A 22768-nucleotide genomic window follows, 5' to 3' on the forward strand; every position below is an offset into this window, starting at 1 on the left:
ACTGTCGTTAGTCATCAGCACCACCTCCCGCAGTCGCGGTGGCCGGACTGTCTGGCTCGCGTGCTGCGAGCCGCCGGCCGATGATACGGAAGAACTCCGGCATCGCGACGAACAGGATGATCAGTCCACGGAGGACGCCGACAAGCTGTGGCGGCACGTCGGTCGCGAACGCCACCACGTTCGAGCCGGACTTGAGGACGCCAAAGAGCAGCGCGGCGAAGACGGCCCCGATCGGGTTGTTGCCGGCGAGGATAGAGACGGTGATCCCGTCGAAACCGTAGCTCGGAATCCCAGTCTGGAACTTTCCAAGGGTCATCATCACGAATACGGCCCCGCCGATACCGCCCAGTGCGCCCGACAGCGTGAGCGAGGTCAGGATGGTCCGGGCAGAGTCGACGCCACCGTACTCCGCGGCCGCGGGCTGGATACCGGCGGTCCGCAGGTCATAGCCAAAGGCCGTGTGTTCGAGCAGGTAGTAGACGCCGCCGACGAACGCGAGTGCTATCAGGAGTGCGAGCAGCGAGAAGTCCGTCCGCGGGTCAAACAGGATCGAGGGGAACTGTCCCTCAACGGGTAGGGTCGGGGTCTGTGTCGCCTGGCTCGTCGGGTCGGCGAAGTGGTTCCGGACGAGATACAGCGTTACCCGTACCGCGACGAAGTTGAGCATAATAGTGGTAATGACCTCGTTCGCGTCGGCGTAAGCTTTCAGCGCGCCGGGGATCGCACCATAGAGGCCGCCACCGATCGCGCCAGCGAGCAACCCGAGCGGAATAAACAGGACGAGCGCGACCGTCCCGGAGACCAGCGAACCGGCCCACAGCACCGTCAGTGCGGCTGCCAGTGCGCCGATGATAAGCTGGCCCTGCGTCCCGATGTTGAAGATGCCCGCACGGAACGCTAAGGCTACCGAAAGCCCGGTAAACACCAGTATCGTCGTCTCGCGTAGCGTCGCCGCAAACTGTGCGTTCAGCGGCGACCAGCCGCCGGCGAAGGGATCGCCCAGCGCGCCGAGGAACAGCCGGTTGAACACGTAGAACGGGTCGTAACACAGCGTCGTGGAACCGAACGTGAGGACCGGCGACCGACACGTCGCCAGCAGTCCCGCGGCAGTGACAATAACCGTCCCAACGACGAGAGAGAGCAATAGCGCCGAGACAGCGATGAGAATCCGCTCGCCGACTGAGGTCTGGCCCAGCCTGATCAGTCGCTGGCGGTACTGTGACCACCGGTCGTCCGAGTCCGGTGTCGGCGGGTCGTCCCCGTTCTGCGACGGGCCACCATCGCTCATTGGTGGCCCTCCCCGTTCGCCGCGATGGTCGGGACGGCGTCAGGTTGCTGCCCGGCCATCAACAGCCCGAGCTGTTCTTCGGTCACGCGCTCTGGATCCACGATGTCGACGATCTCACCCTCGTAGACGACGGCGAGGCGGTCCGAAAGGGACTGGACCTCATCGAGGTTCGAGGAGATGAGCAACACGGCTCGGCCCGCTTCTCGGAGCGCGTTGATCTGGTCGTGGATGAACTCCATCGACCCCACATCCACACCGCGAGTGGGGTGGGAGGCAACGACGAGACGCGGGTCCCGGGCGAACTCCCGACCGACGACGAACTTCTGCTGGTTCCCACCGGAGAGGGACTTCGCGTGGGCGTTGGCGTCCGGTGGCCGAACGTCGTATTCTTCGATAATCTCCTCCGCGTGGTCGCGCGTGTGGTTCCAGTCGATGCGTCCATTCGAGGTGTAGTCGGCCGCGTGCTGGCTCCCCAGCAGGCCGTTTTCGACGAGGTCGAAGTCCATCACCAGTCCACGCTCCTGTCGGTCTTCCGGGATGTAGGCCAGCCCGGACTCGATTCGCTCCCGACGGCTGTCGGTGGTCCGGTCGACGCCGTCGTACATGATTGTCCCCTCATCAGGCATCTGGAGCCCGGTAATCGCCTCGACCAGTTCCGACTAGCCGTTTCCATCGACGCCAGCGATACCGAGCACCTCACCGGCCCGGACCTCAAGCGAGATCCCGTCGACCGCGCGGACGCCCCGGTCGTCCTCCACGACGAGGTCCGAAACCTCAAGGATAGACCGGCCTGGCTCGGCTGGGTCCCGGTCAAGGTCCAGCAGTACCTCCCGACCGACCATCATCTCGGCCAGTTCTTCCCGAGTGATGTCGTCGGCCGGCACTGTCCCGACGTTTTTCCCCTCTCGCAGAACAGTGATTTCGTCAGCAGCCTCCATCGCCTCGCCGAGCTTGTGCGTGATGAAGATAATCGTCTTCCCCTGGTCAGTCAGCTCTTCGAGCACGCGAAAGAGGTCTTCAACTTCCTGTGGTGTGAGCACTGCCGTCGGTTCGTCCAGAATCAGAACATCCGCGCCGCGGTAGAGCGCTTTGAGAATCTCGACGCGCTGCTGGACGCCGACACCGACATCTTCGATTCTGGCGTCGGGGTCCACGTCGAAACCGTACCGCTCAGACAGTTCACGGACCTGTTTTCGGGACTGTTCGCTGTCAACTGTGAGTCCAAGCCACTTGCGGGGCTCGTTCCCAAGCGTGATGTTCTCGGTGACGGTCATCGGATCGACCAGCATGAAGTGCTGGTGGATCATGCCGACACCTTCGTCGATGGCGTCGCGCGGCGAGTCGAACTGCTGTGTCTCGCCGTGCACGTTGACCGTCCCCTCGGTGGGCTGGTAGAGCCCGTAGAGGACGTTCATCAGGGTGGTTTTGCCCGCACCGTTCTCGCCGAGCAGTGCGTGAACCGTCCCCTTCTCGACCGCCAGATCGACATCGTCATTCGCGACTACCCCCGGAAACCGCTTTGTAATTCCATCGAGGTGGACGGCCTGTTCCATACTCTGAGCCGTTACCGTCCCGTTGTTTTAACTTCACGGTTCCACATGTCTGGCAAAAATCTGCGGCAACTGCGTGTGTGGCCGCGGTGGCGCTGTTGTATATTATGTCCAGAAGGTTCCGACCGCAAGGCCGGAATGGGCCGGCAAATCGCTCCAGCAATCCGCCTCAGGCGTTGTCGGGGTCAGTCGGCACGCTGATGTCGCCGTCGATGATGCTCTGACGAACTCCAGAGACCTCGTCTTTGACGCTCTGTGGGATTTCCGAGCCGAGCTGCTGGCCGTACACCGCTTCGACGCCGTTCTGTTCGAGGCCGAGCGTGTTCACAGCGCCGCCATCGAAGTTATCGTTCGTCGTCGACTCAATGGCGGCGTAGACAGCGTTGTCGACCCGCTTGACCATACTCGCGAGAATGATATCGCTGAAGTTCTCTTTCGTGACCGACTGGTCGCGGTCGACACCGACGGCGAAGCGCCCCGCCTCCTGCGCCGCCCGGAACACACCGGTTCCGGTGTTGCCGGCCGCGTGGTAGACGATGTCCGCGCCGGATTCGTACATCGAGAGGGCCGCCTCCTGTCCGCCGGAGGGGTCGTTGAAGTCGCCGACATAGGCTGTCTGGACGTCGACGTCCTCCTCTGCGTGCTTGACGCCGGCTTTGTAACCAGCTTCGAAGCGACCGATGAGGTCACCCTCGACACCGCCGACGAAACCGACGCTCGCGGAGTCACCCTGCGTGGATCCGGCTCCAGCCGAGAAGTCCTGAGTGGACAGCTTCGCGGCCATCAGTCCAATGAGGAACGAGCCCTGATGCTCACCGAACACGTACGAGCCGACGTTGTCCGCGTCAACGACGGAGTCAACGATCATGAAGTCCTGCTCGGGGTACTGTTCGGCGTTCTCCGTGAGGGCGTCCGCCTGCAGGAAGCCGATACAGCAGATAAGATCGTAGTTCGGGTTCGAGGACTGTGCGTACTGTTGCTGAAGGCTGCCGAAGTCCTGTACCGCTTCCGGCTGCGACTCATCGTATTCGATGTTGAGCTCGTCTGCTGCCCGGATAGCTCCGGTCTGGGCCTGGTCGTTGAACGACCCGTCACCGAGCCCACCCGTCGCATACACCATTCCGATGCGAGCGGCCGGACCGCTGTCGCCGTCGCCACCGTCCCCGCCATCGCTGTCGGTGTCCCCGCCGTCGCCGCCGCTGCCGTCGCCGCCATCGCCACCGAGGCAGCCAGCTAACCCGATTGCGGTTGCGGTACCAACACTACTGATGAACGTGCGCCTTCGCTGTGACATGTCCCACCAGCGGTGTCGATAGGCGTTAAAGACTTCGGTGTCGCACATTAGCCACATCGGCGACAAATCATGGCAAGGCGGACCGATCACCGTTCGATACCGACGCCGCGGACATTTTATGTACTGGGTGTGAACGGCTGGCAATGACAGTCTGGTCGCGTTCACACAGCAATAACTGGCAGACACCAGCGGGGCTCAGCAGGCGGTGACGACCGTCGTCTTCTGGGCGCTGGTCGCCCTCGCGACGATCACCGGTCTGGTGACAGCCTGGACCCTCGGTGCGAACAGCAACTCACCCCCATTCGCCCCGGCTATCGGTGCGAACGCCATTTCGACGATGCGCGCTGCCTTCCTGATCGGCATCCTCGCCGCGATGGGGGCACTGACCCAGGGCGGGAGCATTTCGGAAACGGTCGGGGCCGGCCTTATCGACGGCGCCACGATCACATCGCTCGCAGCCGTCGCCGGGCTGTTGACCGCGACCGGATTCATGGCGTTTGGCATCTACTCGGGCTACCCCGTCCCGGCGGCGTTCGCGACGACGGGCGCGATGGTCGGTGTTGGCCTCTCGCTCGGTGGACAGCCGGTGTTCGACACCTACCGTCGTATCGCGACGTTCTGGCTGCTTGTCCCACCTGTGTCGGGAAGTCTGGCCTATCTCACCGCGACGGTGTTGCGCCGAGACGACATCCCCGAAACGGTCGGGGTCCCGCTGCTCGCCGGCGTCGTTGGGGGTATCGTCGCAAACGTTCAGTTGAGCATCATTCCCTCGCCCGCCGGCACCGACCAGGGCTCGCTGGCCGGCTTTGCCGCGATGGTCGCTGGCACGGATATCGCCGCCGTCGCCACGACGCTGCTGGTCGCCGCGGGGAGCTTCTACTACATCCGCCGACAGACCCAGGCCTCCGTCGATAAGGGTATCAAGACCTTTCTCGTCGTTCTCGGCAGCGTCGTCGCCTTCTCTAGCGGCGGGAGTCAGGTCGGCCTCGCAACCGGCCCGCTGGAGAACCTCTACCGCGCCGAACTCGGCCTGCCCGGGTTCGTATTGCTGGCGCTCGGCGCAGTGGGTATCCTCGGTGGCGCGTGGATGGGCGCACCCCGCCTGCTACAGGCGACCTCCCGTGAGTACGCGCAACTCGGCGTCCGCCGCTCCATCGCGGCGCTGGTCCCCGGCTTCATCATCGCGCAGGCCGCCATCGCGCTTGGCATCCCCATCTCGTTCAACAACATCATCATCTCCGGGGTCATCGGCGGCGGCCTGGCCGGCGGCTCCGCCGGCGTCTCTCGCCGGAAGATAGGTGTGACTGTCGGGTTCTGGCTCATCACACTCGTCACCAGCGTCGTGATCGGCTTCGGCGTGTATCAGGTGCTAGAAGCGGCGCTCGGTAGCCAGGTCTGAGAAGGGTGTGGTCGGCCAGCCACGCGCTACCGGACGACCGTTACCGTCACCGGCGCTTCGCTGACGACCGCCGTCGCAACGGTCCCCAGCAACCGCCGGGCAATCTCGTTTCGCGTCCCGCCGTGGCCACCCATCACCACCTGATCCACGTCGACTTCCTCGACGTAGTCCAGAATCGTCTCGGCCGGGTCACCGGTCTCGACAGCCGTTTCGACCTGTTGGCCGGCCTCACTGGCCTGCTGTGACGCCCGGTCGACGAGCTTCGTGGCCCGCTCGTCGGCGGCCGCTTGGCGGTCCGCGTCCGGTTCAAGCACCCCGCCTTCGCTCATCCCCGTATCGAGCGGCGCAACGACGTTCAGAACTGTAATCCGGCAGTCGAACGTCTCCAGCGCGTACGTCAGCGCCTCGTCAGCCAGCGGTGACCCGTCCAGCGGGACGAGGACGTGTGTCAGTGTCATATGTTCTCTCTGGGAGGCGGCTACAAGTAGTCAGGGGCAAGCCGGCGCTTGCCAGATGAGTGTCAAGCCCGTCCCACATGAGTTCGAACCAGTGGAAGACTCGCTTCGCTCGTCTTCCAAGGCTCGAGTCCACTAATCACGACGCTGTCGCTCACGGGCTGTTCGCCACAAAAATAGTCCATCCTGGATTCGAACCAGGGTCGAAGCCCCCAGAAGGCTTCAGGATTGGCCACTACCCCAATGGACTGTGTGCACTCTACAGTATCGGGTGCCCCTTTGTAAGCGTTGCGCGATTCGGTCGGACATGAAGCGTGTCAGCAGCCCACACAACACCGCCAAGAGAACAATAGCGTCATGCCTACGCTAGACGGCAAGACATCGACAGCGCTTTTTTGGGGTGCTGTGCACACTCGCGTATGTACGTTGGACGATTTGTCGTCGTCAGTCCCGAGGTCGGTGCGTACCGTGTCTCCTCGCGCTCGTTCCCCAACCGCCAGGCAGTCCAGCGCGACGGGACAGTGACCGTCGAGCCGACGCCAGACGCGCCGGAGACGGACAACCCATACATCTCCTACAACGGCGTCCGCGTCACCGAGCGCGGCGCGGTCGTCGGCAACGGCTCGCACGTCGACCCAATCGCCGAAAAGCTCGAACTCGGCTATCCGGCGCGGGACGCCATCGCGGAGCCGCTCCTGTCGCTCGACTTCGAGAAGGACGACTACGACACGCCGCGGGTCGCCGGTATCGTCGGTGTCGACGCGGCGGACCCGACGACGAACGCCGACGGCCCGGGCGCAGTCATCGGGACCGTCCGTCGGGACGCGCTGCTCGTCGAGGAAGTCACCGAGCCGACGCTGGTGGCGACCTACGAGGAGAACAGTCCGACGGCGTTCGACCTGGCCGCGACCGACGCCAGCGATGTGGCCCGCGAAGTGTACGACCACGAGTACGAGCACGCCGTCTGTTCGGCCGGCGTCGCGGGGTCGGCGGGCGAGTTCGACGTGGCAGTGTACAACGGGGAGTGAGCGGATGACCGCGAACGATGGCGGACACAGATACTGAGCTAGGACCGACACTCAAGACCCCACAGGGGATAGACACGAACAATGAAACTCGGCATCCTCTCTGATATCCACGGCAATCGGGTGGCGCTCACGGCGGTGCTTGCAGATATGCCGCCAGTTGACGGGCTGGTCTGTGCGGGGGACGTGGTCGGCTACAACCCCTGGCACGCCGACTGTGTCGACGCGATGCGGGGGCACACCGACGCGCTCCCTGCGGACGCTTCCTGGCCGACCGAAGAAGTCCCGACAGTGATGGGCAACCACGACCGTGCCGTCGCCGCCGAGACGCCGTTCGCGTTCAACGGGATGGCACAGGCCGGCGTCGAACACGCTACCGAACAGTTGTCCGACGAGCAAATCAAGTGGCTGGCGGCACTGCCCGATGAGCGCCGCGTCTGTGACGAACGGGTGAAACTCGTCCACGGCCACCCTGACGACCCGGACCACTACACGTACCCCGAGGAGTTCGGCCCGGACCTGCTGGGCGACGAGGACGTGCTCGTGATGGGCCACACGCACCATCAGCACCACGAGGTGTACGGGGACGGTATCGTGATGAATCCCGGCAGCGTGGGCCAGCCCCGCGACAGGGACCACCGGGCCGCCTACGCCGTGCTCGACCTCGCGGACCTAACTGTCGAGGAGCACCGCGTGGCCTACGACACGAGCGCAGTCATTGACGCGGTAGAGGACGCTGACCTGCCGCGGCAAATCGGCTTCCGGTTGACCCAAGGCCGGTAGCCACAGGAACGGCACGTCGTCCGTCGGCGGCAGCCTGCAGATACTGCAGCGGGACGAGAGAATTTATGTCCGTGACCGCTACTGTATGGCGTGGAGTCCCCATTCGAGGTCCTCGGAATCGCGCCGGACGCCGACGACGGGGAGATCGTCGATGCGTACCGCGAGCGGGTGAAAGAAGCACACCCCGACCAGGGCGGGTCGGCGGCCGAGTTCCAGACGGTCAAAACGGCCTACGAGCGACTGCAGAACGGATACGAGCCCGGGGACCCGCTTCCCGAGGAGACAGCGGAGCCCGAAACCGAAGAGGCCCCGCCGGAACCGGACGACCCGATGGTAGAGTTTCTCAACTTCGAGGTGCTTGAGGACCACGGCTGGGCACTCCAAGACGAGGACCTGTTTGCGAAAGCCGCCGACGCGAACCTGCAATCGACTGATTTCGGACGGTTCTACGTCGACCCGAACGACACGCTGCTGGAAGCGGCGGAGAAAAACGGCTTTGCGTGGCCCTTTGCCTGCCGCGGCGGCGCGTGTACGAACTGTGCGGTGGCGGTCGTCGACGGCGAGATGCCGTCGCCGGCGAGCCACATCCTCCCGCCCGAACTCACCGAGAAGGGGATTCGCCTGTCGTGTATCGCTGCACCGGTGTCTGACGACGCGAAAATCGTCTACAACCTGAAACACCTCCCCGAAGTCAGCGAATTACTGCTGCCCGCGAGCCGGTTCGAGCAGGCTTCCTCAACCGATTAACAAGTCCCCGGCCGTTAGAACACGTCCTGAACGAGTGAGAGAGCCTGTTCGCGGTCCTCCCACGGGACGAACACGGAGACCGACGTCGCGGACGTAATCACGTCATAGAGGTGGATGTGGGCGTCGGCCAACGGTGCAACGACCTGATGCGCGAGCGCCGACTGACTCGGATCGCCGCCGGTGACGCGGATAACGGCGATCTCGTCTTCAACGGTGACCGACGAAAGCGTCTCGTCGTCAACGATGCGGGCGTGCAGCAGTGCCTCGGCTTCCTCGGCGTCGTCTTCGTCGACGTAGAACGTCAGCGAGTCCATCCCCGAGGAGTTGGCCTCGATATTTATGTCCTCGTCAGCGATAGCACCTGACAGGTCCGCGAGGATGCCCGGGCTGTTCCGGATAGCGCGGCCGGCGACTGTCACGCAGGCGATTGGCTGTTCCTGCAGGTCGATGAGGTTCTGGAACTCGCCTTCTATTGAGGTGCCACCGGAGAGCAGGTCGCCGTGCTGGTAGTGGACGACGCGAACACCGAGGTCCTCACTCTTGTACGACAGCGCCGACGGCGCGACCACCTCGGCCCCGCGGAAGGACAGCGAACGGAGCTCGTCGACGGAGATTTTGCCGACGTTCCGAGCGCCTTCGACGACGCGCGGGTCCCCGGTCATGACGCCTTCAACGTCGGTGACGATGACGACTTCGTCGGCGTCCATGTAGTCGCCCATCATCACGGCGCTCGTGTCGGAGCCGCCACGGACAAGCGTCGTCACGTTGCCCTGATAGTCTTGTGCCAAGAAGCCGGTGATGACCGGGACGACATCCTTGAGCTGGCCGGCGAGCGCATGGGCGCGCTTCTGTGTCTCCTCAACGTCGACCTCACCGTACTCGTCGGTGATGATCGGCCAGTCCTCGCTGCCGGGTTCAAGAAAGACCGCCTCGATACCGCGGGCGGCGAGTGCACCCTTGAGCATCCGGACAGATGTCCGTTCGCCCATGGAAACGATTTCCGCACGGTCCGCGGAGTCGGCGTCGTAGTTGATTTCTTCGAGCAGTTCGTCGGTCGTGTTGCCCATCGCCGAGGCGACGACCGCGACCTCGTGGCCCTGCTGGACGGCAGCGGCAATCGAGTCCGCGGCCCGGTTGATGCGGTCGCCGCTACCGAGGCTCGTCCCACCGAATTTGGCGACTACGCGCATGCTACCACCGTGCCCGTGTGTACGTGAACCATTGCCCTCGCGTTATCCGTCGCTCGGCATAACTGTGTTCATCTGTGACCGCGTCTCACTGTCGACAGCGACCGGCAGATTCCGTCGTACGAAGCCCTGTTGCTGCGAAGGCGGGCACAGCCCGGAGCGTCCGACACACCGTTTATTTGCGTGGGGTTCCCACGCACATGTATGGATATCCGCGACGCTATCGAGGATGACGCCGAGCGACTGGCCGCCCTCGCTGACGGGCCGCCGGACGTGATGCGAAACCTCGTCCACGACCGCACTGTCCGCGTGGCCGAGGAAGACGACAGCATTGTGGGGTTCGTGAGTTTCGACGCCGAACGTGGGACCGTCCACGTGACCCAACTGGCCGGGTCGAGCGACGCCTGTGAGGAACTCCTGACCGACCCTATCGAGTTCGCGCGCCGGGAACACATGACGGTCGAACTACTGCTTCCGGAGGACGAATCGCAAGTCCGGACCGCTGTTGAGGCGGTTGGGTTCACCTCCACTGGAAACGGTCCCCGGTTCGACGGGCAGGAGACGACGCGGTACCGATTAGAGCCGGAACGAGCAGAACACTGACCGGCGTCAGGGGGCCGAAAGCCGCCAGCCGAGCGTCGCACACAGCCCGAACCCGAAGGCGTTGAGCGAACCATGGAGCGCAACCATCGTCGATATCGTCAGCCCCAGCGAGCGGCCGGTGAACGTCGACACCCCGTAGCCGAGCGCGAGCGCCATTGAAACTGGAAGCGCGACCGCCGCGATGCCGAGCAAGAGCCCCTGCGGTCTAGAGCAGGCAGGGACGACACGATGCAGGACTACACCGCCGAAGGCCGCGACGGCGACAGTGAAGAGACTCACTGCGACGACCTCCACCAGCGGCGAGAAGGCGATACCGACCGCGATGAGTGCCGGACCGACGAGGATGACACCGACGACGGTGCGGAATCCCCGCGAGCGGTCACCGAGGTGTCGGCCGGTCAGTCCCACCGCGACCGGGAGGACGAACCCGGCGTAGTGGAAGTGGACCGCTGTCAGTCGGATGATGACGCGGTCGAACCAGAGCGTCAGGTCGAGATGGGCCAGCAGGAGTGCGACCGCGCCAACCGAGACGTAGGCGAAGCCAGCATCGATAGCGGTCTCTGGGAACACTAGGCCGCCCCGAGCCCGAGTCCGAACGAACGCCGCGAGTCCGAGGAGGCCGGTGACCGCAAGCCACGGCGTTGCGAGCGCGGCGGCCAGCAGTGCTGGTGACGGAATGACCAGCGATACCGCAAACAGGAGTGCGCCGACCGGCTGGAGCCAGATGGCTGTGGTCGTGAGCCGACTGACAGGTGCCTCGAACGCTCCGCTCACCGCCGTTCGGAGGGCGAGCGGGACCAGCACGAGCGGCGCGAGTGCGAGCGCCCGTTCGATAGCGTCCAGTTCGCCAGTGGCCGTCATCGCCAGCCAGACCACCGCACCAAGCACCGCGCTCAGGTCCGCCACGGCGATGCCCCGGATAGACGGCTTGGCGACGGTGGCGAGTGCTGGCTGCCGGGGCCCAGCGGCGCGGTCGCTCATCGCGGCGGGAGCCGGTCGAGTCCGCGGACGATTCGGAGGTCGTCGGGCGTCCCGTCGCTGGCAGTCTGGTCCTGCGTGAACGTCCCCCGATAGCCGAGCATGTGACCCACGAGGTCGTTCTCGACGGTCGCGGTGACGTGGTAGCGTTCATCATCCTCGTCGTAGCGGTCACGTACCTCGACATCGGCGGCCAGCGGCCCCGGCAAGGGCACATGGCGGTCGTCCAGACGAGCCCACTGGCGGCCGCCAGCGACCACGAGCGCGCCGTCCTCGACCCGCGGGTGGAGTTCGCTGGCGATTCGGCCGTGTGTCCCCAAGAAATCGAGCAGTCGTTCGGCCTCGGCGTCCCAGACGGTCAGCGAGTCGAACAGGCGGGTGGTGTCGCCAAAGTCGAAGGCGCGGCGGGTCGTCATCGCCTCGTGACCGCCGTCCGTCGTGTAGGCCACCGTCGTCACCGAAAACGGCACGTCCTCGCCGGCTTCAGGGAACAGCATATTCTGGGTCGTCATCGCGTACAGCGCCGGGAGGACCAGCGTCCCGCGGGTAATATCCATCTCGCCGCGACCGACACAGACCGTCCCGTCGTCCGGGGCGAGGCTGTACCGGTCGCGGACCTTCGGGTGGAGGTCGGCCGCGGCCTCGCCCAGCGCCCGCTCGTAGACGCCCGTCACAGTCTCACCCGCGCTGGTGGCATCCGCAACGCAATCGACGGTTCGACGGCAGCGCTCAGTCGTACTGCACTTCGCGTCTGTGCGTCCATTGGTTGGCTGTTCCCGGGGAAGATGGATATTTCTACTGGGTAGAAGACGGAAAATACTGAGTAAAGAGCCAGCGCAGTCAGTTTTCGACCAGAAAGTCGGGCAGGGCCTCGCCGTTGGCGGCCCGTTCGCCGACGTTACTTCTTCGAGCGGAGTTTGCGGTAGAGATACGCGACACCGAGACCGCTGGCGACCAGCGCCGGGACCAGCGGCGCGTCGGCGGCCTTCGACGCCTGTCGCCGAATCGTCTCAGTGACTGACGACGGTTCTTCGATGAGGTCCAGCACGGCTTCGGTGCTGTTAGCGACCGGCTCCGGCTCGTTCCCGGCCTCTGCGGCCGCTTCGGGGTCTTTGAGCAGGTGGCCCGTGGTCAGGCAGACGACCGACTCATCGCTATCGACCTCGCCTTCGCGCCGGAGTTTCCGGAGGCCAGCGACGGAGGCGGCGGACGCCGGTTCGACGCCGACGCCTTCCCCGGCGATGTCACGCTGCGCTTCGGTGATTTCCTCGTCGGAGACAGCGACGGCGGTGCCGCCGGTCTCCCGGATGCCCGGCAGCGCCTTCGGCGCGTTGACCGGATTGCCGATGCGGATGGCGGTCGCGCGGGTCTCGACGTCATCCCAGCGGCGGGTGTCCTCGTATCCATTCTCGATAGCCTCGACCATCGGAGCGGCACCCTCTGCCTGCACGCCGGTGAGTTTGGGCACCTGCTCCTCGGTGATTGCGCCGGCCTTGACGAGTTCGCGGAAGCACTTGTACAGCGCCGCGGTGTTGCCGGCGTTGCCGACCGGCAGGACGATTCGGTCCGGGTACTCGCCGTTGTCGGCGTAGAACTCCTCCATGATTTCCAGCCCGATGGTCTTCTGGCCCTCCAGACGGAAGGGGTTCAGCGAGTTCAGGAGGTAGGCCTCGCCGCGGGCGGCGAGGTCCTGCACGATGTCGAGACACTGATCGAAGTTGCCGTCGACTTCGAGAATGCGCGCGCGGTGGAGACTTGCCTGAGCGATTTTACCGGCTGCGACCTTCCCGGCAGGCAGGAGCACGAGCGTTTCCATCCCGCCGCGAGCGCCGTAAGCCGCCAGTGCCGCAGACGTGTTGCCCGTCGAGGCACAGGCCAGTCGGTCGACGCCGACCTCTTGGGCGACCCGGACACCGACGGTCATGCCGCGGTCCTTGAACGAGCCAGTGGGGTTCATCCCCTCGTGTTTCACGCGGAGCGCGTCGACGCCGATGTCGTCTTTCAGGCGGGGCATCTCGTGCAGCGGCGTGTCACCCTCGGGGAGCGTGATACCCTCTTCGAAGGGCAGGGCAGCGTTGTACCGCCAGACCCCCGAGCCTTCGAACTCGTCGAAGGTCGGCAGGTCATCGTAGCGGACCTCGAGCAGGCCGTCGCAATGGTCGCAGGTGTAGCGAATCTCGTCGAAGGGAGCGAACGTCTCACCACACTCGATGCAGGCCAGCCAGACGCCGTCATCGGCAACCGGCGGCACGTCGTCGGTGAGTTGCAGGTCAGCCATTGTCGGGACCATGCTCCCAGTGGGCAAAAGTCGGACGGTTGTCGGCTATACTGCCAGCGTTCACGGCGCGGCAGCTATCACTCGCTGGGCCTGGCGTCGAACTCGTCGATACGGTGATGGACCGCGACAGTCCACTCGTCGAGGGTCTCGTGCATCAGTTCGCGGGCCTCCGACAGCGGTGTCGCGGTGTACTGGTACACGTGGCCGCCGCCGTCGAGCAACCGCCGTTTCCGCGTCGCAAGCCCCTTCTCGCGAAGCGTCGATAGCGACCGGTTGACGTTCGAGCGATCCCGACCAAGTTCGTCAGCGAGTTCCTCGACAGTGCTTGCAGGTGTTTCGAGCAATGTCTGATACGTCCGTACCTCGTGTTCCTGAACGCCGAACACACAGGCCATCACATCCGAGAGATTCGGTTCGTCGTCGACCATCAGCTCGTGGAACTGGTCCGGAGATGAGTTGACAGACATACCCACCTGTATACTTCCGACCCGGATAAACTGGGTCGTTACCTCAACCTCACCGCTCTGGTGTCGGTGCTGCCCGATTTCGGAAATATCAAATAGTTTACTGTTTCAGGGTGGACTACAAACTAGCCGGACACCAGCAGCAACTGGTGCTGTGAGGAACATTGTCAATGCTAGCAAAAAGGGTGCCGTTTCAGGTGGAGAGTTCCCCGAGACGGAATTGTTGTTGTCTCAATTTACAATCACCCTCAAAAGACTATACTATATAGTTACAGATAAGAAGTATTAACACTCATCGACGGGTGTCAGTTAAAAAGAAGTAAGCGCATGTCCCGTCGTGGTGTTCGAGCTACGATGAGGATGCTAATACTTCCTGATCCCAGAAACCAATGAATTACAGGAGTTTCGACCATCTCAGTGCTGATACGCAGGAGTGGATCGTCGATCTACCAGACGGCTTGGATCTGATCGTCGGAATACCCAGAAGTGGCATGTTAGTGTCAAACTTACTCTCACTGCATCTCAATCTCCCGATGACAGATATCGACGGGTTGCGGGAGGGCAGACTCCTGCAGACGGGGGAGCGGTATGATGGTGAGTTCGACCTCTCGGAGTTCTCGAAGATACTGGTGGTCGACGACACCGTCTACACCGGAAGCGAAATGACCGAGGCGCAGTCGACGATTGGCGGGTTTGATCTGTCCGCGGACGTGTACTACGGCGCTGTGTACGTGGACGAGGGCTCCGAGCAGTTCGTCGATACGTACGCCCAGACCCTGGCGTTCCCGAGAGTATTCGAGTGGAACATGATGCACCACGACTTCCTCGAGGACTCCTGTGTCGACCTGGATGGCATCCTCTGTCGCGACCCGACACCCAAAGAGAACGACGACGGGCCGAAATACCGGGAGTTTATTTCGACTGTCGATCCGATCTGTGTTCCCTCGGTGGAAATCGGGAAGATCGTCACCTGTCGGCTGGAGAAGTACCGCAGCGAGACTGCCGCCTGGCTTGAGGAACACGGGATCGAGTACGACGAACTGGTGATGATGCAGTACCCGGACAAAGCCACTCGGGTCGCCGCAGGCAACCACGGCGAGTACAAGGCCACGGTGTACCAGTCCTCGGACGCCAAACTGTTCGTCGAAAGCTCACACTCTCAGGCGCGGACGATCGCTATGCAGACGAACAAACCCGTCTATAGCAAGGAGCAAAACCGGATGCTCCAGCAGGGGTATCTGAACCGCGTCACCAGAAACGGCCAGATGTCTATTGAAGCCGTCAAATCCGACCCGCTCAGATACGTCGAACAGTTCAGGTCGGACCCCGTCGACTTCGTCAAGCGGGCTTCGTCGGTGTTTCTCTGATTTGCAGCGGTCACCTGCCACGGCCTCCGGTGGGCCCAAACGCTAACCACGAGACGCCCGTGAGTCCGACCATGGATTCGGGACCACTTGCAGAGACAACTGTACTCGTCACCGGAGCGAGTTCGGGTATCGGCGCGGCGACCGCCCGGAAGCTGGCCCGCGACGGGGCTGACGTGGCGTTAGTTGCCCGCCGGGAAGACCGCCTCACTGAACTGGCCGACGAAATCACCGACAACCACACCGTCGGTACCCACGTCGTGCCAGCCGACGTCAGCGACCGGGCACAGGTCACGGCCGCTATCGAATCGACCGTCGAAGCGTTCGGCTCACTTGACGGCGTTGTCGTCAACGCCGGGGTCGGCCGCGGGTCGGACGTTGAGACGCTGTCAGACGAGCAGTACCGGACGATGATGGACGTCAACGTCGACGGCGCGTTCTACACCGCCCGCGAGTCGCTCTCCTATCTCCGGGACGGGGCCGGGTCGCTGGTGTTCGTCGGTAGCTTCGCCGGGCAGTATCCCCGGCCGTTCAACCCCGTCTACGCCGCGACGAAGTGGTGGCTCCGTGGCTTCGCACATAGCCTCGCCGGCCAGGTCGGTGACGACGACATCGGCGTCACGGTTGTCAATCCTTCAGAGGTCCGGTCGGAGTTCAACTCCGAGGACGGAACGGCGTTCAACGAGCGGTTCGAGCCGGGCGAGGTGACCGAGCCCGAAGAGGTAGCCGACGCTATCGCCTTCGCCATGCGACAGGAGCCACCGACCACCATCAACAGCATCGACGTGTTCCGCCGGGACAAATTTAGCCACTTCTAGCCTACCACCTTTTTCCACGGGGGCATCGCGCTCGCCGCTGGCGAGCGCTCAACCCCCGCGCAAAAACGTCCTCAGAAGTCGGAGACTTCTGATGGGCTGCACAAGAGCTTCGCTCTTGTGAACGTGGGCGAAAAAGGCGCGAATCGCGGAGCGATTCGCGTGAAACCGCGGGCCGTCGGCGCACGGTACAGTGGCATCGCCACAGACCGCTTCCGCCCGGCTAACCACTCTAAATCTTCGGGCCGACCGATTACTACGCCTGCTCGGACAGCCACACGAGCAGTCCCTTCTGGGCGTGCAGGCGATTCTCCGCCTGATTCCAGACGACAGCGTTCTCCGATTCGATGGCAGCGTCGGTGACCTCCTCGCCGCGGTGGGCGGGCAGGCAGTGCATGAACGGCCGGTCCCCAAGCAGGTCCGGCGTGATCTGGAACCCCTCGAAGTCTGCGAGTTTCTGGTCGCGTTTGTCCTCCTGGCCCATGCTGACCCACACATCGGAGTACACCACGTCCGCGCCAGCCACGGCGGCCTCTGGGTCGTGGGTCGTCTCAGGCGCGTTACCGAAGCCGGCGGCGCGGTCGGCCACATCATCAGAGATGCCGTAGCCCTCCGGCGTGGCGACGGTGAGGTCGAGGCCGACCATCGCTGCGCCGATGACGAACGACTGGCAGACGTTGTTACCATCGCCGACCCACGCCACGGAAACGTCCTCAAAGTCGCCGAACTGCGCACGGATGGTCAGCAGGTCGGCGAGCGTCTGGCAAGGGTGGGCGTCGTCGGTCAGCCCGTTGATGACCGGAACGTCGGCGTATTCGGCCAGTTCCTCGGCGTCCGCATGGTCGAACACGCGGGCCATGATGAAATCGACGTAGCGCCCGAGCGCACGGGCGGTGTCTTTCACCGGTTCGCCGTGGCCCAGATGGATGTCGTCGGGGCCGAGAAAGACGGCGTGGCCGCCCAGTTGCGTCATCCCCGTCTCGAAGGAAACCCGGGTCCGCGTCGACGGCTTCTCAAATATCATCCCGAGTGTCTGCTGGTCGAGCAGGTCACTCGTGCTCCCCTCGCCGTGGTCGGCCTTGATGGCCGCGGCGCGGTCGAGGACGGTCACCAGTTCGTCGGTCGTGAGGTCGTCGACGTCGAGTATATCCATCTCAGTCCTCCAGCAGGCGTTCGGTCGCGGTTTCGAGCACCGCGACGGAGCGGTCGTATTCGTCGAGCGGGAGGTGCTCGTTCGGTGCGTGGTCGAGGTCCGAGTCGCCAGGCCCGTATGTCACCATCGGACAGTCCCACGTCTTCGCGTAGACGTTCATGTCGCTGGTGCCAGTCTTGCGAAGCAGCGTGGGCTCGCCACCCTGCTGCCGGATGGCGGCCCGGAACGCCCGGGCGGCGCTAGTTCGGGGGCTCTGCATCACCGGTTCGACCTTGTCGTCCCAGTTGACCGTGTCGTTCTCCAGAAACCCGTCGGCGATTTCGCGGATTTCGCCGGTGCTGTACTCCGGCGGGACGCGCAGCTGGACATCCATCGTCGCTTCGACGCTCAGCCCGTCGCTTGATGTCCCGCCGTTGAACTCAACTGGCTTGCAGGTGACGCGCTCGAAGACGGGGTGCCACTCGTCGGTCTCGAACTCGTCGTCAACCGACGACCACCAGTCGATAGCGTCCTGAATGGCGTTGTTCTCCGGGCGCGAGGAGTGGCCGGACTCGCTGGTGGCGACATAGGTCCCGGCCAGCAGGCCGCGATAGCCAAGCGTGATGCCCTCCCAGCCGGAGGGTTCGCCGTTGATCACGGCACCGGGTTCCGACTCGCGGTCCTCAACGAGGAATCGAGCACCTTTCGAATCGACCTCCTCGCCGACGACGCCGACGAAGGAGGCTCCGGTGCGGACGGCCGCGACGGCCATCGCACACAGCGGCCCTTTCGCGTCGACGCTGCCGCGGCCCCAAAGCACGTCACCCTCATCGTCCTCCTCGACGCGAACCGGGATGTCGCCCGGGACGGTGTCGATGTGAGAGGTGAGCAAGACGCCGTCATCTGCGGGCGCGCGGACGTTGCCAACTTCATCGAGCCACGCCTCGCGGCCGTGGGCCTCGAAGAACTCGACTAACCGTTCGGCCGCCTCCGTCTCGTTCCGCGAGACAGACGGGATGCGGACGACAGCTTCGAGCAGGTCACGTGCCTCGGTGTCAGCCTCGCGGCTCGCGGCTTCGCTCATTCCACCACCTCCGCCATCGCGTCAACGACGGCGTCAGCGTGATCCTTGTCAATGGTCAGGGGCGGGAGCAGGCGGATAACCGTGCGGCCGGCCGGCAGCGCGAGCACCTGATGGTTCAATGCAAGCTTTTTCAGCGCCGCGTTCGCGCCGCGGCCGACCTCAACGCCGATCATCAGCCCCTCGCCGCGGATGTCCCGCACGTCGTCACCGATAGCTGCCTCCAGTTCAGTCAGGAGGTAATCGCCGATAACGGCGGCGTTGCCGGGCACCGAGTCCTCGATGATGGTCGAGACTGTTGCGCCGGCAGCCGCCGAGATGACCGGCCCGCCGGAGAACGTCGAGGCATGGGAGCCGTAGTCCTCGGCGATCCAGTCCCGGCACAGCGTCGCGCCGATAGGGAGACCATTTCCGAGGCCCTTCGCTGCGGTTATCATGTCCGGCGCGACGGCGGCGCGCTGGGAGTTCCACAGCGCACCGGTCCGTCCCATCCCGGTCTGGACCTCATCGAATATGAGTGCTGCCCCGGCGTCTTCGGTAATCTCCCGTGCGTCTTCGAGGTAGCCGTCCGAGGTAGGATTGATACCGCCTTCGCCCTGAACAGGTTCGACGATGAACGCGGCGGTGTCCTCGTCGACGGCTTCCTCAAGCGCCTCGCTGTCGTCGTAGGGGACGAACTCAACATCGCCGATGAGCGGCTCGTAGGGTTTCTTGTACTTGTTTTTCCACGTGGTCGCCAGCGCGCCCATCGTCCGGCCGTGAAAGCCCTGCATCGTCGCGACGATTTTGGAGTTCCCCGTCGCCGACCGGGCGAACTTCAGCGCGGCCTCGTTGGCCTCGGTCCCGGAGTTACAGAGCCAGGTCTTGTCAATCGGGTCCGGTGCGGTCTTGGCGAGCAGGTCGTACAGCGCCGTCCGTTCGGCGTTCGGATAGGACGCCTGAACGTACGTTATCTTCTCTAGCTGTTCGCTGACGGCGCTGTGGACCGCCGGGTGCTTGTGGCCCAGCGGGACACAGGCGTAGGATGCGCCCATGTCTAGATACTCTGTGCCGCTGTCGTCGTAGACGTAGGCACCGTCGCCACGTTCGATCTGGATAGGTTTCTCGTTGAAAACGAATCCGCTCATTGTTCCTCCGTCGCTGTCTGGTCTGTGTCCTGTTCGAGTGCGCTCGCGTGAACGTGGGTTCCGCCGCCGTCAAGCGCCGAGAGAATCGGTGACTCGGCGTTGGCGTCTGCCACCACGACCTCCGATGCGCCGCCGTCGAGCGCCTCCTCGGCGGCCATGATTTTCCGGCCCATGAAGCCCTCGGCGGCGTCTTCAAGAGCGTCCCAGTCGCTTGCCGTCTCGACCGATTCGATGAGCGTCGACGGGTCATCGGGGTCCGCGTAAACGCCCTCGACATCAGTGAGGAGCACCAACTGCGCATCGAGTTCGCCGGCGATGGCCGCGGCCGAGCGATCGGCGTCGGTATTCACTGGAATTACCTCACCGTCATCGTCTCCCGCCATGGGTGGCCCAGCCACCGGCGTGTACCCATCGCCGAGCAAGGTCTCCAGCAGGTCACCGTTGACCTGCTTGATCGTGCCCGAGTGGTCGCCGCGGCGAATCTTCTTCTTCCCGTCCTCGACGACCCGCACTGCGGACTTCCGCGGTCCGTAGAGCAGTTTGCCGTCGACGCCGGTGAGCCCGACCGCATCGACGCCCTCGCTCTGGAGGCCGGCGACGAGCTGGGTGTTCAGATGCCCGAAGGCCATCTCGAACACCTCCATCGTGGTCTCGTCGGTGAACCGGCCGACGACGCCCGACGGTGTCTCGACGTATTCAGGCTCGACGCCGAGCCGTTCGAGCGTCTCGTCGACTTTGGTGGAGCCGCCGTGTACCACGACGACCTGCTCACCATCGGCCACTAACGATGCCACGTCCGCAAGCGCCCCCGCAGGGTCGACCGCGCGAGCGCCACCGACTTTGATAACGACTGTCATAAGAACTCAGGTCAGGGGTTACGGTGCGCCGACGGGGTGGAGCCCCTGGAACTCCAGCCCCGCCGTCTCTTCGATGCCGAGGGCGACGTTGGCCGCGTGGACGGCCTGCCCCGCCGACCCTTTCATCATGTTGTCGATGGCCGAGAACACGACCAGTCGCTTGTTGCCGGGGTCGAGTTCGAAGCCGACCTCGGCGCGGTTCGTCCCTGCAACTGACTTGGGTTCGGGGTAGCGGTAGACGCCACCGCCGCCGGCGACGAGTTCGACGAAGGGTTCGTCCTCGTATTCGCCGCGGTAGGCACCCCAGAGGTCGCCCTTCGAGACGCGCTGTTCGGGGAAGACGTGACAGGTCGCGCTCGCGCCGCGGATCATGTCCACCGCGTGGACGGTGAAGGACACGTCGATGCCGAGGAACTGCTGTATCTCGGCCTCGTGGCGGTGGCCCGTCGGCGCGTACGGACGGACGACGCCCGAGCGCTCGGGGTGGCTCGACGCCTCGCCGCCGCCGGCCCCGCCCTCGCTTGACCCGACCTTCACGTCGACGACGATTTGCTCGTCGCCGCTCAGGATGTCGGCCTCGAACAGCGGGAGTAGGCCCAGGATTGTCGCCGTGGCGTTACAGCCGCCGGAGGCGATGAGGTCCGCGCCTTCGAGGTTGTCGCGGTTGAGTTCCGGCAGCGCGTACTCGCTCTGTTCGAGGAGTTTCGGGCGTGTGTGCCCGTCGTACCACTCGTCGTACTGGGCCTCGCTCTCGAGGCGGAAGTCCGCCGAGAGGTCGACGACTGTGCCGGCGGCCTCCTGAAACGCGTCTATCTGCTCCATCGAGACGCCGTGGGGCGTCGCAGCGAACAGCACGTCGACCGACTCCAGGTCTTCCGGCGAACTAAAGCGTAGGTCCGAGTGCCGAAGGTTCGGGTGCGAGTGCCCGATAGTCTTGTTCTCCTTCGAGCGGCTGGTCGCCTGTGCCAGTTCGAACTCGGGATGGCCGTCAAGCAGGCGAAGCAGTTCCCCGCCGGTGAAGCCGGAGCCGCCGACGACGCTTGCCGTGTACGTCATGCTGTCACCTCGGCGTCGGTTTCGGTCGCCGCCTTCTGTTCGAGCCAGTCGACAACCTTCGCGGGTACGTCCACGTCGGTGACCTCGTTCAAGGCCTTGAATTCGACAGTGTGGTTGACCTCGTGGACCGTGTAGTCCTCGAACTCACGCGCTCGCGGCTCGCCTTGCTCACGGCTGTCGCCGTTTGCATTCGAGGCGCGTTGCGCCTCGCTCTCGCCGCTCGCGTCTTGGGTGTCGCTTTGCGACACCCCAACCTCCATCAGGTCGATACCGAGCAGCCCGCCCCCGACCGCGTCGGAAGCCTTCTCGACTAGTTCCAGTGCGCGGTCGTCGAGTTCGAACTCGTTGGTCTCAGCGCCCTTGGCAGCGTTGGTGAGCCAGTGGTCCGAGGAGCGGACCATCGCCGCGATGGGCTCGCCGTCGACAGCCAGCACGCGCATGTCGCGGCCGGGCTTTTCCACGAACTCCTGTACGTAGAAGATCTTGTGCTCGTAGTGGCCAAGTGTCTCCTTGTGTTCGAGGATAGCCTCAGCGGCCGAGCGGGAGTCGATCTTCGCCATCAGGCGACCCCACGAGCCGACAACGGGTTTGAGGACGCAGGGGTAGCCGAACTTCTCGATGGATTCCAGCGCGGCGTCCTTCGTGAACGCCACGTCGGTGTTGGGCGTCGGCACGCCCGCGGCCTCTAACGCGAGGCTGTTGTTGACCTTGTCCGCACAGGTGTCGGCGACCTCGGGACCGTTGACGACCGGCACGCCGTAGGCCTCCGCGAACTTCGTCGCGTACACGCTACGACTGGTCGCCAGACAGCGGTCGACGACGATGTCCAGATCCTCGAAGGCCTCGGGGGCCTCGTGGATATTGAACTGCTGTTTGCGAACGTCTATTTTCTCGATCTCGTGGTCGCGCTCGCGCAGTTCCGACAGGAGCAGCTTCTCGTCCCGGCGGATGCGCGAGTAGAGGAGTCCGACTTTCATACTGAGTCCTCCGTGGGTTCGCGGCTCGCAGCGTCGAGCGCCACGGTCACGTACGGCGCCGAGCGCCGCGCCACCGCGAACACCTCACTCACCCCAGTCCTCTTCGAGCTCGGGTGCGCTGTCGAGCTCGACAGGGTCGGCGCCAACGACTTCCAGTTCGGCACCGCAGGTGGCACAGTCAACGATCTCTCCGACTTCGAGGTTGTCGTGCAGGGACACGTCCGCCCCACACTCGATGCATTCTGCCATTGTAGTTCATCCTGTGACAGGGATACACTTAAAGCCTTCGAACATATCAGAATGTTTTA

22 protein-coding genes, 1 tRNA gene and 1 pseudogene are annotated in these 22768 nt (G+C 64.2%); 7 read left to right on the forward strand and 17 right to left on the reverse strand.

All coding sequences use genetic code 11. From position 1 onward, the window contains the following. Nucleotides 1–7: 7 nt before the first annotated feature. The 3 genes and pseudogenes from RR_RS15855 to RR_RS15865 form a co-directional block, all read right to left on the reverse strand. Nucleotides 8–1288 carry an ABC transporter permease gene (locus RR_RS15855; protein WP_011224352.1) on the reverse strand — a complete coding sequence of 427 codons (1281 nt, stop codon included), beginning with the start codon at nt 1286–1288 and terminating at the stop codon, nt 8–10. Continuing rightward, a pseudogene (locus RR_RS15860) lies at nt 1285–2841 on the reverse strand (ABC transporter ATP-binding protein). Before RR_RS15860 ends, RR_RS15855 begins: the two are co-directional and overlap by 4 nt. Before the next feature lie 166 nt (nt 2842–3007). Then, a complete protein-coding gene (locus tag RR_RS15865; RefSeq protein WP_049939034.1) occupies nt 3008–4180 on the reverse strand; it encodes a BMP family lipoprotein in 1173 nt (390 codons plus the stop codon). A 157-nt stretch (nt 4181–4337) separates the two neighbouring features. Between RR_RS15865 and RR_RS15870 the strand changes: the two genes are divergently transcribed. Further along, a complete protein-coding gene (locus RR_RS15870; protein WP_049939035.1) occupies nt 4338–5531 on the forward strand; it encodes an inorganic phosphate transporter in 1194 nt (397 codons plus the stop codon). A 26-nt stretch (nt 5532–5557) separates the two neighbouring features. On the opposite strand, the gene RR_RS15875 is transcribed toward RR_RS15870, so the two are convergent. Both RR_RS15875 and RR_RS15880 read right to left on the reverse strand, forming a co-directional pair. Then, entirely contained in the window at nt 5558–5989 is a 432-nt protein-coding gene (locus RR_RS15875; protein WP_011224357.1) for a universal stress protein, read from the reverse strand. Between the two features lie 174 nt (nt 5990–6163). Continuing rightward, a tRNA-Gln gene (locus RR_RS15880) sits at nt 6164–6236 on the reverse strand. A gap of 169 nt (nt 6237–6405) precedes the next feature. On the opposite strand from RR_RS15880, the gene RR_RS15885 reads away from it, so the two are divergent. From RR_RS15885 to fer, 3 genes are all read left to right on the forward strand, one after another. After that, on the forward strand, nt 6406–7014 hold the full coding sequence (locus RR_RS15885) for an IMP cyclohydrolase (protein WP_004959818.1): 609 nt from the start codon (nt 6406–6408) through the stop codon (nt 7012–7014). Between the two features lie 81 nt (nt 7015–7095). Continuing rightward, nucleotides 7096–7794 (forward strand): metallophosphoesterase family protein, encoded by a 699-nt coding sequence (locus RR_RS15890; protein ID WP_011224358.1) that lies wholly within the window; start codon nt 7096–7098, stop codon nt 7792–7794. Between the two features lie 90 nt (nt 7795–7884). Next, complete coding sequence (gene fer, locus RR_RS15895; protein WP_049939036.1) at nt 7885–8541, forward strand: ferredoxin Fer; 657 nt, start codon at nt 7885–7887, stop codon at nt 8539–8541. Nucleotides 8542–8555: 14 nt separating this feature from the next. On the opposite strand, the gene RR_RS15900 is transcribed toward fer, so the two are convergent. Next, entirely contained in the window at nt 8556–9731 is a 1176-nt protein-coding gene (locus RR_RS15900) for an aspartate kinase (protein WP_011224360.1), read from the reverse strand. A 201-nt stretch (nt 9732–9932) separates the two neighbouring features. Here RR_RS15900 and RR_RS15905 point away from each other — a divergent pair, with 201 nt between their 5' ends. Next, nucleotides 9933–10331, forward strand: a complete 399-nt coding sequence (locus RR_RS15905; protein ID WP_004959850.1) for a hypothetical protein — start codon at nt 9933–9935, stop codon at nt 10329–10331. Nucleotides 10332–10337: 6 nt separating this feature from the next. Here RR_RS15905 and RR_RS15910 read toward each other — a convergent pair whose 3' ends face one another. The 4 genes from RR_RS15910 to RR_RS15925 form a co-directional block, all read right to left on the reverse strand. Then, a complete protein-coding gene (locus tag RR_RS15910) occupies nt 10338–11312 on the reverse strand; it encodes a YndJ family protein (protein ID WP_011224361.1) in 975 nt (324 codons plus the stop codon). Beyond that, nucleotides 11309–11983: a DUF4166 domain-containing protein gene (locus tag RR_RS15915; protein ID WP_049939037.1), complete on the reverse strand. Its 675-nt coding sequence runs from the start codon at nt 11981–11983 to the stop codon at nt 11309–11311. The genes RR_RS15910 and RR_RS15915 overlap by 4 nt, the downstream gene beginning before the upstream one ends. 224 nt (nt 11984–12207) lie before the next feature. Further along, nucleotides 12208–13599, reverse strand: coding sequence for a threonine synthase (thrC, locus tag RR_RS15920; protein ID WP_011224363.1), 1392 nt, complete (start codon nt 13597–13599; stop codon nt 12208–12210). Between the two features lie 65 nt (nt 13600–13664). Next, nucleotides 13665–14054 carry a helix-turn-helix domain-containing protein gene (locus RR_RS15925; protein ID WP_011224364.1) on the reverse strand — a complete coding sequence of 130 codons (390 nt, stop codon included), beginning with the start codon at nt 14052–14054 and terminating at the stop codon, nt 13665–13667. A gap of 386 nt (nt 14055–14440) precedes the next feature. Here RR_RS15925 and RR_RS15930 point away from each other — a divergent pair, with 386 nt between their 5' ends. Next, nucleotides 14441–15418 carry an orotate phosphoribosyltransferase gene (locus RR_RS15930; protein WP_004959867.1) on the forward strand — a complete coding sequence of 326 codons (978 nt, stop codon included), beginning with the start codon at nt 14441–14443 and terminating at the stop codon, nt 15416–15418. Nucleotides 15419–15489: 71 nt separating this feature from the next. Next, nucleotides 15490–16233 (forward strand): SDR family oxidoreductase, encoded by a 744-nt coding sequence (locus tag RR_RS15935; RefSeq protein ID WP_011224365.1) that lies wholly within the window; start codon nt 15490–15492, stop codon nt 16231–16233. A gap of 253 nt (nt 16234–16486) precedes the next feature. Here the strand turns inward: RR_RS15935 and argF are convergent, their stop codons facing one another. The 7 genes from argF to lysW all read right to left on the reverse strand — a co-directional run bounded on the left by argF (nt 16487) and on the right by lysW (nt 22709). Continuing rightward, on the reverse strand, nt 16487–17383 hold the full coding sequence (argF, locus tag RR_RS15940; protein WP_011224366.1) for an ornithine carbamoyltransferase: 897 nt from the start codon (nt 17381–17383) through the stop codon (nt 16487–16489). A 1-nt stretch (nt 17384) separates the two neighbouring features. Next, on the reverse strand, nt 17385–18446 hold the full coding sequence (locus tag RR_RS15945; RefSeq protein WP_011224367.1) for a [LysW]-lysine hydrolase: 1062 nt from the start codon (nt 18444–18446) through the stop codon (nt 17385–17387). Continuing rightward, nucleotides 18443–19570 (reverse strand): aspartate aminotransferase family protein, encoded by a 1128-nt coding sequence (locus RR_RS15950; RefSeq protein WP_004959876.1) that lies wholly within the window; start codon nt 19568–19570, stop codon nt 18443–18445. The genes RR_RS15945 and RR_RS15950 overlap by 4 nt, the downstream gene beginning before the upstream one ends. Beyond that, a complete protein-coding gene (locus RR_RS15955) occupies nt 19567–20427 on the reverse strand; it encodes an acetylglutamate/acetylaminoadipate kinase (protein WP_004959879.1) in 861 nt (286 codons plus the stop codon). Before RR_RS15955 ends, RR_RS15950 begins: the two co-directional genes overlap by 4 nt. Nucleotides 20428–20445: 18 nt before the next feature. Beyond that, entirely contained in the window at nt 20446–21483 is a 1038-nt protein-coding gene (argC, locus tag RR_RS15960) for an N-acetyl-gamma-glutamyl-phosphate reductase (RefSeq protein WP_011224368.1), read from the reverse strand. Beyond that, nucleotides 21480–22460 (reverse strand): RimK family alpha-L-glutamate ligase, encoded by a 981-nt coding sequence (locus RR_RS15965; RefSeq protein WP_004959885.1) that lies wholly within the window; start codon nt 22458–22460, stop codon nt 21480–21482. The genes argC and RR_RS15965 overlap by 4 nt, the downstream gene beginning before the upstream one ends. An 84-nt stretch (nt 22461–22544) precedes the next feature. Next, nucleotides 22545–22709: a lysine biosynthesis protein LysW gene (gene lysW, locus RR_RS15970; RefSeq protein ID WP_004959888.1), complete on the reverse strand. Its 165-nt coding sequence runs from the start codon at nt 22707–22709 to the stop codon at nt 22545–22547. Between the last annotated feature and the right edge of the window lie 59 nt (nt 22710–22768).

The sequence above is a fragment of the Haloarcula marismortui ATCC 43049 genome, assembly GCF_000011085.1.
Lineage (GTDB): Archaea > Halobacteriota > Halobacteria > Halobacteriales > Haloarculaceae > Haloarcula > Haloarcula marismortui.

What these genes read in the sequence shown, in the direction of transcription:
- RR_RS15855 (WP_011224352.1), bottom strand. Translation starts at nt 1,288, where the DNA reads ATGAGCGATGGTGGCCCGTCGCAGAACGGGGACGACCCGCCGACACCG.
- RR_RS15865 (WP_049939034.1), bottom strand. Translation starts at nt 4,180, where the DNA reads ATGTGCGACACCGAAGTCTTTAACGCCTATCGACACCGCTGGTGGGAC.
- RR_RS15875 (WP_011224357.1), bottom strand. Translation starts at nt 5,989, where the DNA reads ATGACACTGACACACGTCCTCGTCCCGCTGGACGGGTCACCGCTGGCT.
- RR_RS15885 (WP_004959818.1), top strand. Translation starts at nt 6,406, where the DNA reads ATGTACGTTGGACGATTTGTCGTCGTCAGTCCCGAGGTCGGTGCGTAC.
- RR_RS15890 (WP_011224358.1), top strand. Translation starts at nt 7,096, where the DNA reads ATGAAACTCGGCATCCTCTCTGATATCCACGGCAATCGGGTGGCGCTC.
- RR_RS15900 (WP_011224360.1), bottom strand. Translation starts at nt 9,731, where the DNA reads ATGCGCGTAGTCGCCAAATTCGGTGGGACGAGCCTCGGTAGCGGCGAC.
- RR_RS15905 (WP_004959850.1), top strand. Translation starts at nt 9,933, where the DNA reads ATGGATATCCGCGACGCTATCGAGGATGACGCCGAGCGACTGGCCGCC.
- RR_RS15910 (WP_011224361.1), bottom strand. Translation starts at nt 11,312, where the DNA reads ATGAGCGACCGCGCCGCTGGGCCCCGGCAGCCAGCACTCGCCACCGTC.
- thrC (WP_011224363.1), bottom strand. Translation starts at nt 13,599, where the DNA reads ATGGTCCCGACAATGGCTGACCTGCAACTCACCGACGACGTGCCGCCG.
- RR_RS15925 (WP_011224364.1), bottom strand. Translation starts at nt 14,054, where the DNA reads ATGTCTGTCAACTCATCTCCGGACCAGTTCCACGAGCTGATGGTCGAC.
- RR_RS15930 (WP_004959867.1), top strand. Translation starts at nt 14,441, where the DNA reads ATGAATTACAGGAGTTTCGACCATCTCAGTGCTGATACGCAGGAGTGG.
- RR_RS15935 (WP_011224365.1), top strand. Translation starts at nt 15,490, where the DNA reads ATGGATTCGGGACCACTTGCAGAGACAACTGTACTCGTCACCGGAGCG.
- argF (WP_011224366.1), bottom strand. Translation starts at nt 17,383, where the DNA reads ATGGATATACTCGACGTCGACGACCTCACGACCGACGAACTGGTGACC.
- RR_RS15945 (WP_011224367.1), bottom strand. Translation starts at nt 18,446, where the DNA reads ATGAGCGAAGCCGCGAGCCGCGAGGCTGACACCGAGGCACGTGACCTG.
- RR_RS15950 (WP_004959876.1), bottom strand. Translation starts at nt 19,570, where the DNA reads ATGAGCGGATTCGTTTTCAACGAGAAACCTATCCAGATCGAACGTGGC.
- RR_RS15955 (WP_004959879.1), bottom strand. Translation starts at nt 20,427, where the DNA reads ATGACAGTCGTTATCAAAGTCGGTGGCGCTCGCGCGGTCGACCCTGCG.
- argC (WP_011224368.1), bottom strand. Translation starts at nt 21,483, where the DNA reads ATGACGTACACGGCAAGCGTCGTCGGCGGCTCCGGCTTCACCGGCGGG.
- RR_RS15965 (WP_004959885.1), bottom strand. Translation starts at nt 22,460, where the DNA reads ATGAAAGTCGGACTCCTCTACTCGCGCATCCGCCGGGACGAGAAGCTG.
- lysW (WP_004959888.1), bottom strand. Translation starts at nt 22,709, where the DNA reads ATGGCAGAATGCATCGAGTGTGGGGCGGACGTGTCCCTGCACGACAAC.